The organism is Bradyrhizobium sp. (genome assembly GCF_035484855.1).
GTDB lineage: Bacteria > Pseudomonadota > Alphaproteobacteria > Rhizobiales > Xanthobacteraceae > Bradyrhizobium.
Genome location: NZ_DATHOP010000165.1, coordinates 1 through 16,777, shown reverse-complemented (window position 1 = coordinate 16,777; position 16,777 = coordinate 1). Strand labels below are relative to the sequence as shown.

17 protein-coding genes and 1 tRNA gene are annotated in these 16,777 nt (G+C 64.5%); 7 read left to right on the top strand and 11 right to left on the bottom strand.

Features of this window, described 5'->3' with window-relative positions:
• Positions 1–363: 363 nt before the first annotated feature.
• Complete coding sequence (locus VK804_RS18980) at positions 364–570, bottom strand: hypothetical protein (protein ID WP_325373046.1); 207 nt, start codon at positions 568–570, stop codon at positions 364–366.
• A gap of 215 nt (positions 571–785) precedes the next feature.
• On the opposite strand from VK804_RS18980, the gene VK804_RS18975 reads away from it, so the two are divergent.
• The gene (locus VK804_RS18975) at positions 786–1,259 is read left to right on the top strand and encodes a hypothetical protein (RefSeq protein ID WP_325373044.1); all 474 of its coding nucleotides are present in this window, start codon (positions 786–788) and stop codon (positions 1,257–1,259) included.
• Positions 1,260–1,363: 104 nt separating this feature from the next.
• Here VK804_RS18975 and VK804_RS18970 read toward each other — a convergent pair whose 3' ends face one another.
• From VK804_RS18970 to VK804_RS18955, 4 genes are all read right to left on the bottom strand, one after another.
• On the bottom strand, positions 1,364–2,392 hold the full coding sequence (locus tag VK804_RS18970) for an LLM class flavin-dependent oxidoreductase (protein WP_325373042.1): 1,029 nt from the start codon (positions 2,390–2,392) through the stop codon (positions 1,364–1,366).
• 112 nt (positions 2,393–2,504) lie between these two features.
• Positions 2,505–2,924 carry a Rieske (2Fe-2S) protein gene (locus VK804_RS18965; RefSeq protein WP_325373040.1) on the bottom strand — a complete coding sequence of 140 codons (420 nt, stop codon included), beginning with the start codon at positions 2,922–2,924 and terminating at the stop codon, positions 2,505–2,507.
• A gap of 24 nt (positions 2,925–2,948) precedes the next feature.
• Positions 2,949–4,061 carry an amidohydrolase family protein gene (locus VK804_RS18960; RefSeq protein ID WP_325373038.1) on the bottom strand — a complete coding sequence of 371 codons (1,113 nt, stop codon included), beginning with the start codon at positions 4,059–4,061 and terminating at the stop codon, positions 2,949–2,951.
• Positions 4,062–4,083: 22 nt separating this feature from the next.
• The gene (locus VK804_RS18955; RefSeq protein ID WP_325373036.1) at positions 4,084–5,145 is read right to left on the bottom strand and encodes an amidohydrolase family protein; all 1,062 of its coding nucleotides are present in this window, start codon (positions 5,143–5,145) and stop codon (positions 4,084–4,086) included.
• A gap of 207 nt (positions 5,146–5,352) precedes the next feature.
• Between VK804_RS18955 and VK804_RS18950 the strand changes: the two genes are divergently transcribed.
• Positions 5,353–5,745: a hypothetical protein gene (locus VK804_RS18950; protein WP_325373034.1), complete on the top strand. Its 393-nt coding sequence runs from the start codon at positions 5,353–5,355 to the stop codon at positions 5,743–5,745.
• A 350-nt stretch (positions 5,746–6,095) separates the two neighbouring features.
• Complete coding sequence (locus VK804_RS18945) at positions 6,096–7,511, top strand: M20/M25/M40 family metallo-hydrolase (protein ID WP_325373032.1); 1,416 nt, start codon at positions 6,096–6,098, stop codon at positions 7,509–7,511.
• 20 nt (positions 7,512–7,531) lie between these two features.
• Here VK804_RS18945 and VK804_RS18940 read toward each other — a convergent pair whose 3' ends face one another.
• On the bottom strand, positions 7,532–8,482 hold the full coding sequence (locus VK804_RS18940; RefSeq protein ID WP_325373030.1) for a tripartite tricarboxylate transporter substrate binding protein: 951 nt from the start codon (positions 8,480–8,482) through the stop codon (positions 7,532–7,534).
• Between the two features lie 52 nt (positions 8,483–8,534).
• The gene (locus VK804_RS18935) at positions 8,535–9,755 is read right to left on the bottom strand and encodes a CoA transferase (protein ID WP_325373029.1); all 1,221 of its coding nucleotides are present in this window, start codon (positions 9,753–9,755) and stop codon (positions 8,535–8,537) included.
• An 86-nt stretch (positions 9,756–9,841) separates the two neighbouring features.
• Between VK804_RS18935 and VK804_RS18930 the strand changes: the two genes are divergently transcribed.
• On the top strand, positions 9,842–10,744 hold the full coding sequence (locus VK804_RS18930; RefSeq protein ID WP_325373027.1) for a LysR family transcriptional regulator: 903 nt from the start codon (positions 9,842–9,844) through the stop codon (positions 10,742–10,744).
• Between the two features lie 150 nt (positions 10,745–10,894).
• Positions 10,895–11,845, top strand: a complete 951-nt coding sequence (locus VK804_RS18925) for an alpha/beta hydrolase (RefSeq protein ID WP_325373025.1) — start codon at positions 10,895–10,897, stop codon at positions 11,843–11,845.
• Between the two features lie 17 nt (positions 11,846–11,862).
• On the opposite strand, the gene VK804_RS18920 is transcribed toward VK804_RS18925, so the two are convergent.
• Positions 11,863–13,227, bottom strand: a complete 1,365-nt coding sequence (locus VK804_RS18920; protein WP_325373023.1) for a helix-turn-helix domain-containing protein — start codon at positions 13,225–13,227, stop codon at positions 11,863–11,865.
• A 318-nt stretch (positions 13,228–13,545) separates the two neighbouring features.
• On the opposite strand from VK804_RS18920, the gene VK804_RS18915 reads away from it, so the two are divergent.
• Positions 13,546–14,085, top strand: a complete 540-nt coding sequence (locus VK804_RS18915) for a winged helix-turn-helix domain-containing protein (RefSeq protein WP_325373021.1) — start codon at positions 13,546–13,548, stop codon at positions 14,083–14,085.
• 98 nt (positions 14,086–14,183) lie between these two features.
• On the opposite strand, the gene VK804_RS18910 is transcribed toward VK804_RS18915, so the two are convergent.
• The 3 genes from VK804_RS18910 to cpdR form a co-directional block, all read right to left on the bottom strand.
• Entirely contained in the window at positions 14,184–14,495 is a 312-nt protein-coding gene (locus VK804_RS18910; RefSeq protein WP_325373019.1) for a YdhR family protein, read from the bottom strand.
• Between the two features lie 130 nt (positions 14,496–14,625).
• Positions 14,626–14,700: transfer RNA gene (locus tag VK804_RS18905), tRNA-Val, on the bottom strand.
• A 154-nt stretch (positions 14,701–14,854) separates the two neighbouring features.
• The gene (gene cpdR, locus VK804_RS18900) at positions 14,855–15,214 is read right to left on the bottom strand and encodes a cell cycle two-component system response regulator CpdR (RefSeq protein WP_291565845.1); all 360 of its coding nucleotides are present in this window, start codon (positions 15,212–15,214) and stop codon (positions 14,855–14,857) included.
• Between the two features lie 303 nt (positions 15,215–15,517).
• On the opposite strand from cpdR, the gene VK804_RS18895 reads away from it, so the two are divergent.
• Positions 15,518–16,405, top strand: a complete 888-nt coding sequence (locus tag VK804_RS18895) for an N-formylglutamate amidohydrolase (protein WP_325373014.1) — start codon at positions 15,518–15,520, stop codon at positions 16,403–16,405.
• Positions 16,406–16,777 lie beyond the last annotated feature (372 nt).

Genomic DNA, 16,777 nt, shown 5'->3' with positions numbered 1-16,777 from the left:
CCCACGCAATGGTTTACGGATTATGGGCGCGCTCTCCCCGGTGCTCGGGCTCTTTGGCCACCGTCACCCCTGAGAAGCTTGCTTCTCAAGAACTTGACACCAGCGTCGAGGTGCCAGGACCACGCGTCTTTTCCGTCCGCGGTCTGCGCCATTCGTCAAAGGCACCATCCGCGTCCACCGCATCCCGCCCCGCGTTGTTGACGTTGCGCAACGCCCCTTTGGTGGGGCGGGACGGGACGCAATATAGGATAATCAGAATATTCGGTAAAGCAGAATATTTTTGCATGCGGGGCTTGACGGAATGAGGCGGCCAGTCCAGGGGCAAGTCAGGTGATTTGCCCGACAGGCAGTCGGGACGATCCGTTACAGCGTTTCCTGCTTGTGGCCGCATTGCTTGCAGGCGAATTTCACCCGGGTTGCGCCTTTTTCCGCCGAGACGCGGTTCGGTGCGCCGCATTTGCCGCACAACGTCTCGATCCTGGTATTGCCCTGCTTCACCACGATGGGCTTCTTCGCCATGGCTTCGCGGATCAGGCGCTCGGCCTCCTCCCGCATCTGTTCCTTCGACATCCGAACCGCACCTGTGCTGACCGCCGATGGAAGCCTTATAGCACCGGCATCGCGGCTTGCGACCTTTGCCGCCCGTTCCCTGAATTTAAATTTAATCAGGCGGCTCTCGCAGAGTTGAGCAACGGTGACTTCGAAGCCGCTAGCGATTTTCCGGCGCGATAGCCAGCTGCAGGGGGTGTCGCGGCTGGGAGCGATATCTCGGACGGAGAATGGCGATGTTGCGCAAGACGGTTGTGGCGTTGTTGGCGGTTGTGTCGCTCGGCTTGGCTGCGCCAACGATGGCGTTGGCGAGAGGCGGCGGTGGTGGTGGTGGTGGAGGCGGCCATGGCGGCGGCGGTGGCGGCTTTGGCGGTGGCCACGGCGGTGGCTTTGGCGGCGGCGGTTTTCATGCTGGCGCCATGGGCGGTGGCGGCTTCGCCGCAGCAGCCCGCGGCGGCGCGATGGCCGGAGGATTCAGGACTGGCGGCGGTTTCCGCGGTCACGACTTCGGTCATGGTCGCGACTTCGGACATCGTTTCGGATTCGGCGTTGGCGGCTATTACCCGTACGATTATTACGACGACTACGCCTATGACGATCCGTATGCCTATGGCGATTCCTATTATGACAACGGCAGTTGCTATGTGGCTCAGCGCCGCGTGCACACGACGCATGGCTGGCGCATTCAGCCCGTCCAGGTGTGCGGTTGATGAACCATCCTGACGTGATGGCAATCGCGAGCGTTCGGCCGGCGGATTGAGTGCCGCCGGCCTGAAGATGACCTCGACGCACCTTCGCTCGCGCCGGGGTTTCTTCAGATCGCGCGCGCCACCCGTTCCCGCGACGCCGGAATCAGCTCGCGGGCGAATATCCCTGCGGAATGCAGGACTTCCTCTTGCGAGAGGTCGCCGAAGGAAAATTGCGAAATGAAATAGCTGGCGCCGGCCGCCTCCGCCATGGCGCGGACCTGGTCGCGGATGGTCGCGGGCGAACCCGCGATCGCGCCGCCACCGGCGACCATGGTGTCGAAATCCTCCGGCATCCTCGCATAGCGCGGCTGGGTGCCGTGCTTCTTCCACAGCTTCATGAAACTCGCCCAGAACACCGGCCAGGCGCGGCGTCCGAGCGCCATCGCCTCGCCGTCGGTATCGGCCGCGATGACAAAGCGGTTGATGCCGATCAGCGGGATCGCCTCCGGCGAATTCCCGGCCGCCCCCCATTCGGCGCGATAGCGGTCGGTGATCTCGCGGACTTTTGCAACCGGCCCGGCGCAGACGATGTTGATGGCATTCTGCGCCGGCCACGCCGCGCCCTCCGGCACCGGCACGGCATACCAGAGCGGCGGGTGCGGCAACTGCGCCGGTTTCATTTCAACCGGCACGTCCTCGAAGTGATAATATTTGCCGGTGAAATTGACCGAAGGCCGCGTCAGCGCCTGCTTGATGACGTTGTAGGCCTCGACATACATCGCCGGCGCCTGCTCCGGATCGGTGCCGAAATAGGCAAGCTCATGCGGCGACGCGCCGCGGCCGATGCCGACCTCGAGCCGGCCGCGGCTCAGATGATCGAGCATGCAGATTTCTTCGGCGAGCCGCAGCGGATGATGCGCGGGCAACACATAGACCAGCGGCCCGAGCCGAATATTTTTGGTCCGCTGCGCGACCGCGGCGAGGAAGACGCCGGGCGACGGCGTCTGGCTCAGCGGCGTCTGATGATGCTCGCTCATATGGTAGGTGCGGAAGCCGGCTTGGTCGTAAAACTCGATCAGCTTCAGGCGGTGTTCGTATTGCTCGGTGAGGTCGTAGGGGCCGCGGTCGTTTTGGTCGAAGATACCGAACTGCATTGTGTCCCTTCCTCCCGTCATGGCCGGGCTTGACCCGGCCATCCACGTCTTTTCTCGCCGTGTACCTGGTAAGTCGTGGATGCCCGGGTCAAGCCCGGGCATGACGAGTTTTTTATGTATTGGTCTCGATCACGACGTAACTGTCCTCGACATGCACCGGAAACGTCTCCGCGACATACGGCCCCTTCGCCAGCGTCTCGCCGTCCTCGATCACGACCGGATAGGTCCGCACCTTCAGCCGCTTCGGGTCGAACCAGGATTGGCCGGTGCGCATGTCGAATTCCCAGCCGTGCCAGGCGCAGCGCAAGAGTTCGCCGATACGGGAGCGGACGTAGACGCCGGGCTCCGGCGAGGTCAGCCGCGCTACGCAGGCGGCCTGGTCGAGCGGGGCGCCGGCATGCGGGCAGCGGTTCAATAGCGCAAAGAACTCGCCGTTGACATGGAACACGACGATGTCGCGGCCTTCGACGTCGACCACCTTGTTGCCGCCGGGCGGAATCTCGGATGCGCGCGCGACGATGTGACGGGCCATTTTTTCTTGTTCTTGTTCTTGCGGTCAGAGCTTGTAGAGCGCGCGCGCGTTGCCGTTGAAGATCTTCTGCCGCTCGATGTCCGACAGCGGCGTCCGGAAGGCAAAGCGCGGATCGTCGAAATCCCAATGCGGATAGTCCGACGAGAACAGCAAGCGGTCGATGCCGACCCATTCGATCAGCGAGCGCAGATGTTTTGCTTCGTCGGGCTCGTCGATCGGCTGGGTGGTGAACCAGAAATGCTCCTTCACATATTCCGACGGCCGGCGTTTCAAATGCGGCACCTCGCTGCGGAATTTTTCGAAATGCTGGTCCATCCGCCACATGGTCGATGAGATCCAGCCGAAGCCGCCCTCGATGAACACGATCTTCAGTTTCGGAAAACGCTCCGGCACGCCTTCGAGCACGAAACTCGTCAGCGTCGCCGCCATGGTATGCGCGTTCGACTGGTGCTCCTCGGCATAATAGGACGGCCAGCCGCCGCCGGCCGGCGCGTGGCCGCCATAGCCGCCGACGTGGATGCCGAGCGGCAGGCCGAGTTCCTCGCAGCGCGCATAGATCGGCCAGTAGCGATGACGGCCGAGCGGCTCGTTGGCTCGCGGCGAGACGTTGACCTGGACATATTCGCCCAGCTTGGCGCAGCGCTCGATTTCGGCAATCGCCGCCTGCGTGTCGTCCTGGCCCACCAGAATCGACGCCTTCAGACGCGGCTCGCGGTGGGTCCAGTGGGCCAACTGCCACTCGTTGATGGCGCGCTGGATCGCGGCGCCGAAATCGAGATTTTGCTGTGAGAAGATGAAGAGGTCGAGCACCTGCAACAGGCCGAACTCGATGTCGAGCGGATCGAGATGCTGCTTGCGCATGAAGGCCAAATCCGATCCGGGCGGGCCGCCGGTCGGCGGCCAGGCGTCGCGGCGCGCGATCAAGGGCGAGGAGCGCGGATAGGGCGTGGTTCCGATATAGGGCGTGCGCAGATGGTCGCCGTAGGTCTTCATGTGTTCCTGCCAGCGCTTCGACAGGAACGGGTTGAGGTCGGCGCGCGAATGCAGGCTCGGATGCACGTCGCAATCGATGATGCGAAGCCGAGTCTTGGCGGTGACTTCCTGTTCAAGTACCGGGCGGTCGATGACGTCGCTCATGCGGTTCTCCCTGGGATCAGGTCTATGCGGCGAGCTTCAGCCGCGGAAAGGTTTCAAGCGGATTGTCTTCACACATGCGCGAAACGAGACTGGCGGGCAGATGCGGCGGGATCGCGTCGTCGCCGTCGAATTGCCAGTGCGGATAATCGGACGAGAACAAGAACATCTTGTCGGAGCCGATCATGTCGATGATCTCGGCGACGCCCTTGGCGTCGGGCGGGCTGTCGAACGGCTGGGTGGTGAGGCGGAAGTGGTCGCGCATGATGGCGGCCGGCTCGCGGTCGACCCAGGGCACCTCGACGCGCACGCCGCGCCAGGTCTTGTTGGCGCGCCACATGAAGGCCGGCAGCCAGCTGATGCCGGATTCCATCAGCACCACCTTCAGCTCCGGGAATTTCACGAACACGCCCTCATAGATCAGGCTCAGGATCTGCGACTGGAACGCCTGCGCCTCGGCGAGATAATATTCATAGCGATAGGACGGCCAGCCGACCGAACTCGGCGCCTGCCGATACTGGCTGCCGGCGTGAACCGCGATCGGCAGTCTGTGTTTTTCGGCGGCCTGCCAGACCGGCCAGTAATGCCGCCGCCCGAGCAGCATCTCGCCCTGCGCCAGCACCAGCACAGAGACGAAGCGGTGGTCGGCGGCGCGGCGCTCGATCTCCTCGATGGCGAGATCGGGCGCCTGCAGCGGAATCACGATCGAGGCGCGCAGCCGTGAATCCTTGGCGAGCCATTCGGCCGCGATCCAGTCGTTGATCGCCTTGCAGAAGGCGGACGCCATATAGGGATCGTACACGGCCTGCGCGCCGTAGAGCACGTTGCAGATCGCGTGGCTTGAGCCGAGCTGGTCGAACGCCCCGCGCTGGACCATCGCGAGATCGCTGCCGGGCTTGCCATTGGCCGGCCGCCAGTCGGCGCGGCCGGACAGCGGCATGTTGGGCGGATAGCTGGTGAGATCGAGTCCGTCGATCGCCCGGCTCACCACCTGCTCCTTCCAGTGATCGTCGAGATAGGGCAGCAGCGTGGTGCGGGTGCCGCCCACCGCGGGATGGATATCGCAGTCGATCCGCGTCGCCGCCATGCGTGTTCCCTGAAGAGATATCGTTGTTGGCGGCGCGCCGGCGCCGCGACCGTGAATGTGCCGCCGTCGGCGCGTCAACGCAAGGGTTCCACGGCGAAACAGGGCCAAAAAGGCGACCTCCGCCGCCTTGCCAAACCTTAATCTGCATCGATGAACGACACGTTCTGCGGCGCCGACCAAGCCATGAAACTTCGGCTGGAGGCCGCCATGAAACGAATCATTCTCGCTCTCGCATTGGCCGTGAGCGCGGTTGCCGGCGCCCGCGCCGATACCTCAACCTATGTCTGGCAGCGCAAGGAGCCGTGGAACGACGCGATGTTGCAGGCAGCAGCCCAGGTTTGCGATCAGCAATATGGTGTCGTCCAGAACGGCGCGATCACCTCCGCGCCCTACAAGCACTGCATGCTGCAGCAGGGCTGGCGCTATCAGAGCACGGCGCGCGAGAAGAGCTATATCGATCCCGATTCCGGCATGAGCTGCCACAACCAGGGCGGCGCGGCGATCTGCGAGCCGCCGCAGGGCACCGTGAAGTATTTCGACCCCGATCAGGGTTTGTGGTGCACGCGAACCGGTATCGTGTCGGTCTGCTCGAATCTTTGACCTTGCGTTAAGTCGTAGGGTGGGCAAAGGCGCCCCTGAGCGCCGTGCCCACCATGATCACAGAGGCTCGTGGATTTAGTGGTGGGCACGGCGCGAAGAGCGCCTTTGTCCACCCTACACTCTGCTCGAATCCTTGATCGGGCGAAGGTGCTTCCGCCCGTCATGGCCGGGCTTCGTCCCGGCCATCCACGTCTTTCTTGCTCAGGTCCGGCAAAGACGTGGATGCCGGGTACGACGACAGCGGGCGCTACTCGATTGCCGCAGGGCTTGTCTGCGAATGATCAAGTCTGGATACTGAGCGCATTAAGGGCCGATTGAGCCCCTGCCGAATCGGCAAAGGAGCCATCCGGATGGTCAAACTCTTGCGCCTTTTCGCCGTGGCGGCCGCGTTGGCGGCCAGCGCCGCAGCCACGATGGCCACCGCCGATGGACCGCCTCCGGAAGCGCTGGCGGCTGCCGCATCAGGCCTCGGACAAAAGGCGCTCAACGATCCCGCCGCCTTCGACTTCGTGGCATCGCTGACCACCGAGATCGGCCAACGCCTGGCCGGAACCGACGCCCATCGCCGCGCGGTCACGTGGGCCGAGGCCCGGCTGAAAGCGGCGGGCTTCGACAACGTCCATTCCGAGCCGTTCACCCTGCGCGCCTGGATCCGCGGCACCGAGAGCGCCGACATCGTGGCGCCAGTGCCGCAGCATCTCGCCATCACCACGCTCGGCGGCTCGGTCGCGACCGATGCGGAAGGCATCGAGGCGGAGATCGCGCTGTTCCACAGCTACGACGAACTCCTGGCGGCGGCGCCTGGATCGCTCACCGGCAAGATCGCGGTGGTAACCCAGCGCATGGTGCGGGCGCAGGATGGCAGCGGCTACGGCGCCGCCAACGCGATCCGGCGCGCAGGTCCGTCCGAGGCGGCGAAGCGCGGCGCCGTCGCCTATCTCTTGCGCTCGCTCGGCACCGACAGCCACCGTCTGCCGCACACCGGCGCCCTCAACTACATGGACAACGCGCCGCGGATTCCGGCGGCGGCGCTGGCCATTCCGGACGCCGAGCAGCTCGAACGGCTGGCGGCGCTGGGTCCGGTGCGGATCAAGCTGGTGCTGACGCCGACAGTTGCGGACAATGCGCCGTCCTGGAACGTAGTCGGCGAGGTCAGGGGCAGCGAGCGTCCGGATGAGATCGTTCTGATCGGCGGACATCTGGATTCCTGGGACCTCGGCACTGGCGCCACCGACGACGGCGCCGGCGTCGCCATCGCCTTCGGCGCCGCGCGGTTAATCGCCGCCCTGCCGCAGCGCCCCCGCCGCACCATCCGTCTGGTGCTGTTCGGCGCCGAGGAGATGGATTTCAGCGGCGCCGCCTACGCCGGCGCGCACCAGGCTGAAACGGCTGGGATCGTGGTCGCCGGCGAGGCGGATTTCGGCGCGCGCAACGTCTACGCCATCCAGCTTCCGCCCGGCGCCGCCCCCAGCGACTTCGGCCAATTGCTGCAACGGGCGATCGCGCCGCTCGGCGCAATCCTCGATCGCCGGGCGGCGCTAGGCGGCGGCGACGACATCCGCGACCTGCAGAAGGCCGGCGTGCCGGCGATCTCGCTGCGCCAGGATGGAATGGATTATTTCGACATCCACCATACCGCCGACGACACCCTCGACAAGATCGACCCGAGACAGCTCAACCAGGCGGTCGCCGTGTGGTCGGTCTTCACCTATCTTGCCGCGGCATCGGACGTGGATTTCAGGAGCCTCGCGACGCCGGCAAAGTAGCCGGCGTTGTCCAAAGCCCCCTACTCGATCGTCACGCCCGACGCTTTCACCAACGCGCCCCAGCGCGCGTCCTCGGTCTTGAGGAACGCGCCGAACTCGGCAGGACCCAGCGCGCGCGGGATGGCGCCCAGATGCTCGAATTTCTCGACGATGTCGGGCGACTGCGTGATCTTGTTCAGCGCTGCCGCCAGCTGGTCGACCCGCGCCTTCGGGGTCGCAATGGGAACGACAACGCCGAGCCAGGCCGAGAGGTTGATTTCCGGAAAGCCCTGCTCCGCGATCGTCGGCGTATCCGGGAACGCCGGCACGCGCTTGCCGTAGGCGCTCGCGATCAGGCGCATCTTGCCGTCGCGGATGAACGGCTCGGTGACGGGCACCGTATCCATGGCGACGTCGACGAGGCCGCCCATCAGGTCGGTCATCGCCTGCGGGCTGCCGCGATAGGGCACGTGCACGATCTTGATGCCGGCCTGCTGCTTGAACAACTCCATGCCGAGATGCGACAGCGTGCCGTTGCCCGAGGAGGGATTCGACAACTTGCCCGGGTTCGCTTTCGCGTAGGCGATCAGCTCGGGAACCGTCTTCACCGGCAGCGATGGATTGGTCACTAGTAGCAGCGGCAGGTCGGCGACCTGGGCTACGGGCGCGAAATCCCTGAAGATGTCGTAGCTGATCGACTTGTACATATGCGGGTTGACGACCATCGAGGCCAGCGGCGCCAGCACCATGGTGTGCCCATCCGCCGCCGCCTGCGCCAACGAGCCGAGAGCGATGCTGCCGCCCTGACCGGGGCGGTTTTCCACGATCACGTTCTCGCCGAGCAGCGGCGCGAGCCGGTCGGCCAGCAGCCGCGCCACCATGTCGGTGGCCTGGCCCGGCGGAAACCCGATCATGATGCGGGTGACCTCGGCGCTGCGCGCATCGCCGAGCCCCAGTACCAGCAGCGCAATCGCCATCAACAGCTGCCGCATGGCGTTTCCTCCTTGGCTTTCGTTCCGATGCGTTTTTGTGAAACGCTTTTGTTCAAATCGCTTTCGCTGCGCGCAGCCGCGCGATCTCTTCGCCCGAAAGCCCGAGCGCGCCAAACACCTCGTCATTGTGCTGGCCGAGCGCAGGCCCGGTGCGGCGCACCGAGACCGGCGTCTCGGAAAACCGCGGCACAACGCATTGCATGCGGACCTCGCCGAGCTCGTCGTCGGCAACCTTCACGATGGTGCCGCGTTCGACGAAATGCGGATCGGCAAAAATGTCAGCGGCGTCATAGATCGGCGAGAAGCCGACCTGGGCTTTCATCAGGCGGGCGCCGAGTTCGTCGAGCGTCAGGCGGGAGATGGCGTCACCGACGATTTCGTCGATCTCGCGCCAGTTCTTCACCCGCGATGGGTTGTCGGCAAAGCGCGGGTCGGAAACGAGATGCGCCAGATCGAGGGCTGCGCAGAACCTCTCATAAATGCTCTGCGTCGAGGCCGCGATCGAGGCCCATTTGCCGTCGGCGGTCGCGTAGATGTTGCCGGGCGCGGCATACTGGCTGCGGTTGCCGCTCTGGGTGCGCACGGTGCCGAGCTGGTCGTATTCGATGGCGAGGAAGTCGAGCGTGCGCATCATCGCCTCGGTGACCGCGCAATCGATCTCCTGGCCGCGCGCGGTTGGATCGTGCTTCAGCCGGTAGAGTTCGGCGAGGATGCCGATCGCGCCGAACAATCCGCCGACCGCGTCCGAAATGGGGTAGCCGAGATGCAGCGGCGTGCCGCCCTCCTCGCCGCACATTCGCGTAAATCCGCTCATCGCCTCGAACACGCGGGCAAAACCCGGCTTGCGGCGATAGGGCCCGGTCTGGCCAAAACCTGTGACGCGCAGGATGGTCAGCCGCGGGTTGATGCCCTGCAGCCAGTCGCGCGTGATGCCCCATTCGTCGAGCGTGCCGGTGCGGAAATTCTCCACCAGCACGTCGTGTTCGGCGACCAGCCGTCCCAGCAGCGCCTTGCCTTCGGGCTTGCGCAGGTCGAGCGTGATGCCACGCTTGTTGCGGTTGGTGACCTTCCACCACAGCGGCACGCCGTCCTTGTGCGGGGCGAGCCTGCGCAGCGCGTCGCCCTCGCCCGGCATTTCCGCCTTCAGCACCTCGGCGCCGAGGTCGGCGAGCATGGTGGAAGCAAAGGGGCCGGCGACCACGGTGGAAATGTCGAGCACGCGCAGGCCCGCAAGCGGGCCGGTCGGTGCCGATGGTTCGGATGGATTGGGCATTGCCGGATGCTAGCCGCGTCAGCCGCTATGCGATATAGTCATTTCAGATAAATCAGAATTACGCTTTTAGCATATGCGGGAATCGCATGGACATCCGGCAGCTCACCACTTTCGTCGAGGTCGCGGCCAATGGCAGCTACGCCCGGACGGCTGCGATCATCGGCGTCGCGCAATCGGCGCTGAGCCGGCAGATGTCGGCGCTGGAGCGCGGCATCGGCGGAAGGCTGTTTCATCGCACCGGGCGCGGCGTGGTGCTGACCGAGCTCGGCGAGCGCATGCTGCCGCGCGCCCGTGCGCTGGTCGCCGACGCCGCCGCCTGGCAGGAGGCGGCGCGCGGCGAGAGCACCGAGCCGCATGGCGAGGTCACGCTAGGCGCGGTGCCGGTCGCCTCGCGCTCGCTGATCGCGGCGATCGCCGGCGAGTTGCGCAACAGTTTTCCGGGCATCAAGCTGCGCGCGCTGGAAGGCTATAGCGGCCAGGTCGAGGAATGGCTGGCCTCGGGCCGCGTCGAGATCGCGATCTATAACCGCTACCGCCGCGGCCGTGTCGCCAACGCCGAAGCGCTGTCGCGCACCGAGGTGGAGTTGATCCTCCGGCGCGACCACCCGATGGCGCGCCGGCGCGAAGTGGCGGTGCGCTCATTGGCCGAAATCCCGCTGGCGCTGCCGGTCCGCCCCAACAGCCTGACCAGTGTGCTGACGGGACTGGCCGCCTCGCAACATTTCGAGCTCGACGTCCGGATCGAGGCCGGCTCGACACCCCTGATCAAGGACGTGATGCTGGCTTCCGGCCTTGCCACCATCTCGCCTCGCGCCGTGTTTGCGCGCGAGATCTCCAGCGGCGAACTCTGCGCGATCCCGATCGTGCGGCCAAAAATCCTGCAGACCACCTGGATGTCGGTGAGTTCGCATCATCCGCCATCGGAGGCCGCGAACATCGTCGCCCGCCTGATTCGCCAGATGGCGGCGCGCAAGCGCGCGGGGAAGTGAGAAGCGCAAATGCCGGTTCCCGCGGCAGGCGCAGCCTTTTCCCGATGGCCTGCCTCCATAGACAAAAATCACCTCGCCAGTTGAATTTCCGGCCCGGCTGCTCAAATAGGACGACGGCTGGAAAAATCCGTGCAAAGCGGGTGGTGCGCGATGACGAGATATCTCTTGCTTTGCCTGCTGCTGACGGATTTGGCGGGCGCATCCGTCCAGGGCGCCGAACCCTGGCCCGGGAAGCCGGCCTATCTGGTGAAGGTCGGCCTCGCCGGCGACGATCCTGTTCCGCCGGCCGCAACGGCGGACCTGACCAAAGCCTGCGAGGGCGTATCGTTTCTGCGCAGCCTGAAATATGGCGAGAGCGAGCAGAACGTGCTCGACGTCGCCACCAGCGCCGCTGACACAGCCCCGCCGTCTCCGCGTCCGGTGCTGCTGTTCGTGGCCGGCGAAAGTTTTGCCGCCGACAACCCCGCGCCCGATGCGCAGGACCCGATGCGGGACGCGGCGATGTGCTTTGCCGCGCGCAACGGATTGGTCGGCGTGAGCGTGAGCTACCGGCTTGCACCGGCAAATCCCTGGCCGACGGGCGCCAGGGATGTCGCGGCGGCGGCCTCATGGGTGCATGAGAACGCCGACCTGTTCGGCGGCAGCCGCGACGAGATCGTGGCCGTCGGCTACGCGGTCGGCGCGTTTCACGTCGCAAGCCTGCTGGCCCATCCCGAATTTCAGGACACCGATTCCGAGCTCGCCGCCGCGGTGCTGGTGTCCGGCATCTACCACGCCGGCGCCGACGCCACGGCAGCGGAAAAATCCTATTTCGGCGCGGATGCGAACCAATACGACCAGCGATCGGCGTTCCCCGGCATCCTCAACATCGAGACGCCGCTGCTGCTCGCCTGGTCGGCGCAGGATCCGCCGCGCCTCGTCACCGCGGGCGAAGAGCTGAAACATCGCCTGTGCAACTCCGCCACCCATTGTCCGCACACGACGGTGCTGAGGACACGCGAAAGTCTCGCCGATATCTTCGGGGTCGATACATCGGGCGGCGGCCTGGCCGAGCCGACGCTGGAACTGGTGCGCGAAATCGAGACGCGGGGCCTGCCGTAAGCGGTGATCATCGCGTGCTATGACTGCGACCACCGAAATTTTCCCGGCGTGATGCCCAGTATCTGGCGGAAATGACGCGCGAGATGGCTTTGGTCGGAAAAGCCGACGGCGTAGGCAATCTCCGACAACGAGAGCGCGGTGTGAGCCAACATCTCCTGGGCCCGTTCGACCCGCTTCTGGGTGAGATAGGAGTGCGGCGTGAGCCCGGTCGATTGCTTGAATCCCCTGGCGAAATGATGGATCGATAGTCCCGCCACCGCGGCCAGCGTTGCCAGATCCATGCTTTCGCCGAGATGGGCCTCGACATATTCCCGGATCCTGCGAATCGCGCCGGGCGACAAGCCGCCCTGGACCGGCGGCGCCGGCGAATTCTTTTCCGGCGAATAGATCGCCTCGGGGCGCGGGCTGATATGCAGCGCCAGATTCGTTGCGTTGCGCGCGAAGCCCCGGACCGGCGGCGTCACCATAGCGGACCGGCTGTCGTTGCTGCCAGCGATCACCAGTCGCGCGCCGATGCCGGTCCTGTCCCTGCGTCGGAACAGCTCGACGTCCGGTTCGAAGATCGTCCACAGGCTGACGCCCACCTGCAGCCCGCGATCGTCGAGCAGCAGCGAGGTGCGCGCGTGCCGGTTTGCGCCGACGATGCGCTGATGGCCGTCCACGGCGAGCAACATGCCGGATCCGGACCCGGCTTGCGGCGCGATCGCCACGATCCACTCGCGGTGGAAATGCTCGCGAAAAAACCGCTCCTCGATGGCGCGCGCGGAATTTACCGTGAGCGCGCCGGTCAGCGCGTGCGCCCGTTCGGACCGATCGGGATCGATGGCCGATACGTCCAGCACCGCCATCAGCCTGCCGTCGACGCCGAATATCGGCGCGCCGGAGCAGCTCAGGTCGATATGTCGCGATCTGAAGTGCTGGCTGCGATGAACAGTGACGGGGCGCTCCTCGGCGATGCACGTGCCGATACCGTTGGTGCCCTCGATCTCCTCGGACCAGACGCCGCCGAGCCAGGTTCCCCAATATTCGAACCCGTCCGCCTCCACGTCTTCACCGCGATGCTCGACGGCGACACCCGCCGTGTCGCAGAACAGAATGGTATAGCCCGCCTCGCGAACCACCTTGTAGAGCCGGTCGATCTCCTCCTGCGCGCTGAAGATCAGCTTGCCAAGCGGTTCGCGGAGCTCCTTCAGCTCACCGGAGGTCAGGATGCGCGGAGCGCCGCCATCGGCGGGATCGACGCTGGTCGCGGAGCGCCGCCACGAGGTTGAAAGCGGCTCGATGTCTGCGGCAGGCGCCGCTCCCTCCGCCACCGAATAGGCGAATTCGGCGTGCTGCGCGAAAGCGCGGATTGAACTTGTCGGGTGCAGCGACCTTCCCATGACAGCACCGCCAAGATGGACACGTCCCAAGCCAGCCGGACTGTCGCATCCGGCACCGGCGTCAGCATATCGAGCGCGCTCGGAGGTGATGCAACCGATAGGGGCATCGCGACTGCTTGCTCCCGCCCGTTGTGGAGCACGCATTTTAGATTATTCCCCCCGAAACCCCCGCTCAAGAGGAGAGCGGTGCCAGGGTTCCGAGGATGCCGGTCCAGACGGGCTTCGGCCCGGGGGGACCCCCTCAAAAACAGCAAAAGTCTCCGGACCACATCAAACCGCTCCAAGAGGCATCAGGCCATCCATGAGATCATGACATCGTTGCAGGAGTATCCGCGCCGCGACGGCATTGCGGCCAGTACGGTCTGCCAGCAAAGGAGCACGGCAATGGGATACCACTTCCGGGAAGCAGACATTGAACCGCTGCTGTTGATGATCGCTGATCAGATGCATGGGTCGTCACGGCGGAGCGACGATCCGGTCCGACGATCGCCGGCCATCGTCGACCTGATATCGAACATGGCAGCTCTGGCTCGGCTGTCGGCAGAGCCCGCCGAGACCAGGCTCCGCGTTGGACCGCTGGAGCTCGATCTGATCGATCGAACGGCAAAGCGTGGCGACCGACCGATCGATCTGCGGCCGCGTGAATTCCAGCTGCTCAAATACATGATGCAGCGGAGCGGCGAATTGGTGACGCGCGCGGCCCTGTTCAGGGACGTATGGAACTACAAATTCGTTCCGGAATCGAACCTCGTCGATGTTCACATGGGCCGGCTGCGTCGCAAGGTCGACGGGGCAAACGAAACCCCGATGATTTGCAATGTCCGCGGCGCGGGATTCATTTTGGCTTCGACTCAGTAGCGCCTGCACGGCACCATCCCCGCGTGAGCGGCGACTGCGGTCAACGCACCGACATTGGTCGCGTGATTGTTCAGCGTGGAGGTGGCCGGCCGTAGCTGCTAGATCGCACCGGCCTTGCCGGTTGCCTTGTCGGTCAGCGCGACGGTCTCGAAATACTGGATCTTCGGATCGTTGCCATAACGCGCGCGAATGCCGTCGCGCCAGGGGCCGGTGTAGAAGGCCTCGGCGTCGCCTTGCGTTTCCCACATGTAGACGCCGCCGGCGACGCCGCCTTCCCTGTGGCAGATGAATTGCTTGCGGAGGAAACCCTTGGCTTTCAGGAAGTCCGGCGCGATTTTGGTGAAATGCGCGCGGCATTCCTCGAGACCGATCGATGGCGGCAGATCGTAGAGGACAATGGCGGTTATCATCGGCGCTCCTGGATCGGGATTACCTGAATCAGTCCGTCTCCGCTTTCACTGCGTTCAAGCTACGCCGGACACGCTGCGCCATGGCGGTCTCTGCGTGGCTGCGCCACGCGTAGCCCGCCAGGGCGAAGCGTGGTGGGCGCGACAGGGATCGAACCTGTGACCCCCTCGATGTCAACGAGGTGCTCTCCCGCTGAGCTACGCGCCCTAAAGACGTCAATTGACGGGTTGGGTCCGTATATCGGCTCCAAAGCGGGCAGGCAACCCATGGCGTTTTCAAGCGGAGTGGGTACCGGTTCACGTCAAGAAAACGCGTCAAAACAAAAAGCTAGCCTTGGTCCCGGCTTCCATGATGAACCGAATCAGGCCGCCAGCATCTTGTTCACTTCGCTGACCAATTCGCGAAGGTGAACCGGCTTCGACAGCACTTTTGCGTTTTTCGGCGCGTCGGAATCCGAGTTCAGGGCGACTGCGGCAAAGCCGGTGATGAACATGATCTTGATGTCGGGGTCGAGTTCCGAGGCCCGGCGCGCCAGCTCGATGCCGTCCATCTCGGGCATCACGATGTCGGTCAGCAGCATCTCGAACGGCTCCTCGCGCAGCCGCTGATAGGCCGACATGCCGTTGTCGTGGGGGGAGACCTGAAATCCGGCGTTCTCCAGCGCCTTGACCAGGAAGCGGCGCATGTCGTTGTCGTCTTCGGCGAGGAGGATCTTGTGCATGGCTGATCGTCGAATCCGGATTGGAGGATCTGTCCCGCCCACTAAGCCCGACAGAGGGTAAATTTCGGGTGAAAGGGCTCGAGGCCTGGGCGGACGGCTTGCGGCGCTATTTCTGGACCGGAACGGGCGTTAACGCAATGAAGCCGGGCATTTTCGCGCTCTGGATACGTTCCAGTGCGTTTGCGAATTTTTTCACTTGGCAGACCGGTTATGATTACCGACAATATATCTTCATGAAAGCTCCGTTTTTCCGATAGAATCAATCTGTCCGGATCAAACGGATGCCAGGGACGGCGCCCGACGATGACCCAGTTTAATGGCGAGGAGCGGCTTCCGTTCGAGATCGTCGAGCCGGCCGAATGGCGGGCCCCGATCATCTTCAACTCGCCGCATTCCGGCTCGGCCTATCCCAGCGATTTCCTCGACGCCTCGCGGATCGACCTTCCGGCGCTGCGCCGGTCCGAGGATTCGTTCATGGACGAGTTGATCGGAGGCCTCAGCGCGCGCGGCTTCCCGACCGTCCGGGTGAATTTTCCGCGCTCCTATGTCGACGTCAACCGCGAGCCCTACGAGCTCGATCCGCGCATGTTCACCGGGCGGCTGCCGAGTTTCGCCAATACAAGGTCGATGCGGGTGGCCGGCGGGCTCGGCACCATCCCGCGGGTGGTCGGCGACGGCCAGGAGATTTATCGCGAGCGGCTTTCGGTCGACGACGCGCTGGCGCGGATCGAGGCGCTCTACAAGCCCTATCACCGCGCGCTGCGGCGGCTGATCAACAAGACGCATCAGGCGTTCGGCACGGTGGTCGTGGTGGATTGCCACTCGATGCCCTCGATCGGGGTGTCGCGTGACGAGCCGCGGCGGCCGGACGTGGTGATCGGCGACCGTTACGGCACCAGTTGCGCGGCGCTGCTGCCGGACATGGTGGAAGCGACCATGAGCCGGCTCGGCTATTCGGTCGGCCGCAACAAGCCCTATGCGGGGGGTTTCATCACCGAGCATTACGGCAATCCGGCAAGCGGCCTGCATGCGATCCAGCTCGAGCTCAACCGGGCGATCTATATGGACGAGCGCAGGCGCGAGAAGGGTCCGCGATTTGCCCAGGTCGCCGCCGATTTCGCCAAGCTGGCGGATGCGCTCGCCACCGTTCCGCTCGGCGATCTCGGGCCGTTCCAGACGGCTGCGGAATAAAAGCGCGCTCGCTCTGTTTCATTATGATTCGGATGCGCGCCAGATGCGCAATTTCGGACCGGGAAATCTCGAGAATCCCAGATGCGCAATTGGGCATCTGAGGTTTGCGGTCGCGTGCGCGTCGGAATGACTTTCTAGAAAAAACGTGTCCAAAGAAAAAAGGGCCGCTTGCGATGGCAAGCGGCCCAAGTCTAGGGAGGAAACGCCCAAGGAGGGCAGCGATAGCGCAAGGCGCTACCGCACCGCAACAATATGCGACCGCGCTGCACAAAGCGCAAGAGTTTTTGATTCCTTCCGCTGCACAATTCACAGGCTCCGACCGCCGGCCTGAAAATCGATCTACTAAAATTTATTGTATAATTTCAAATGGTT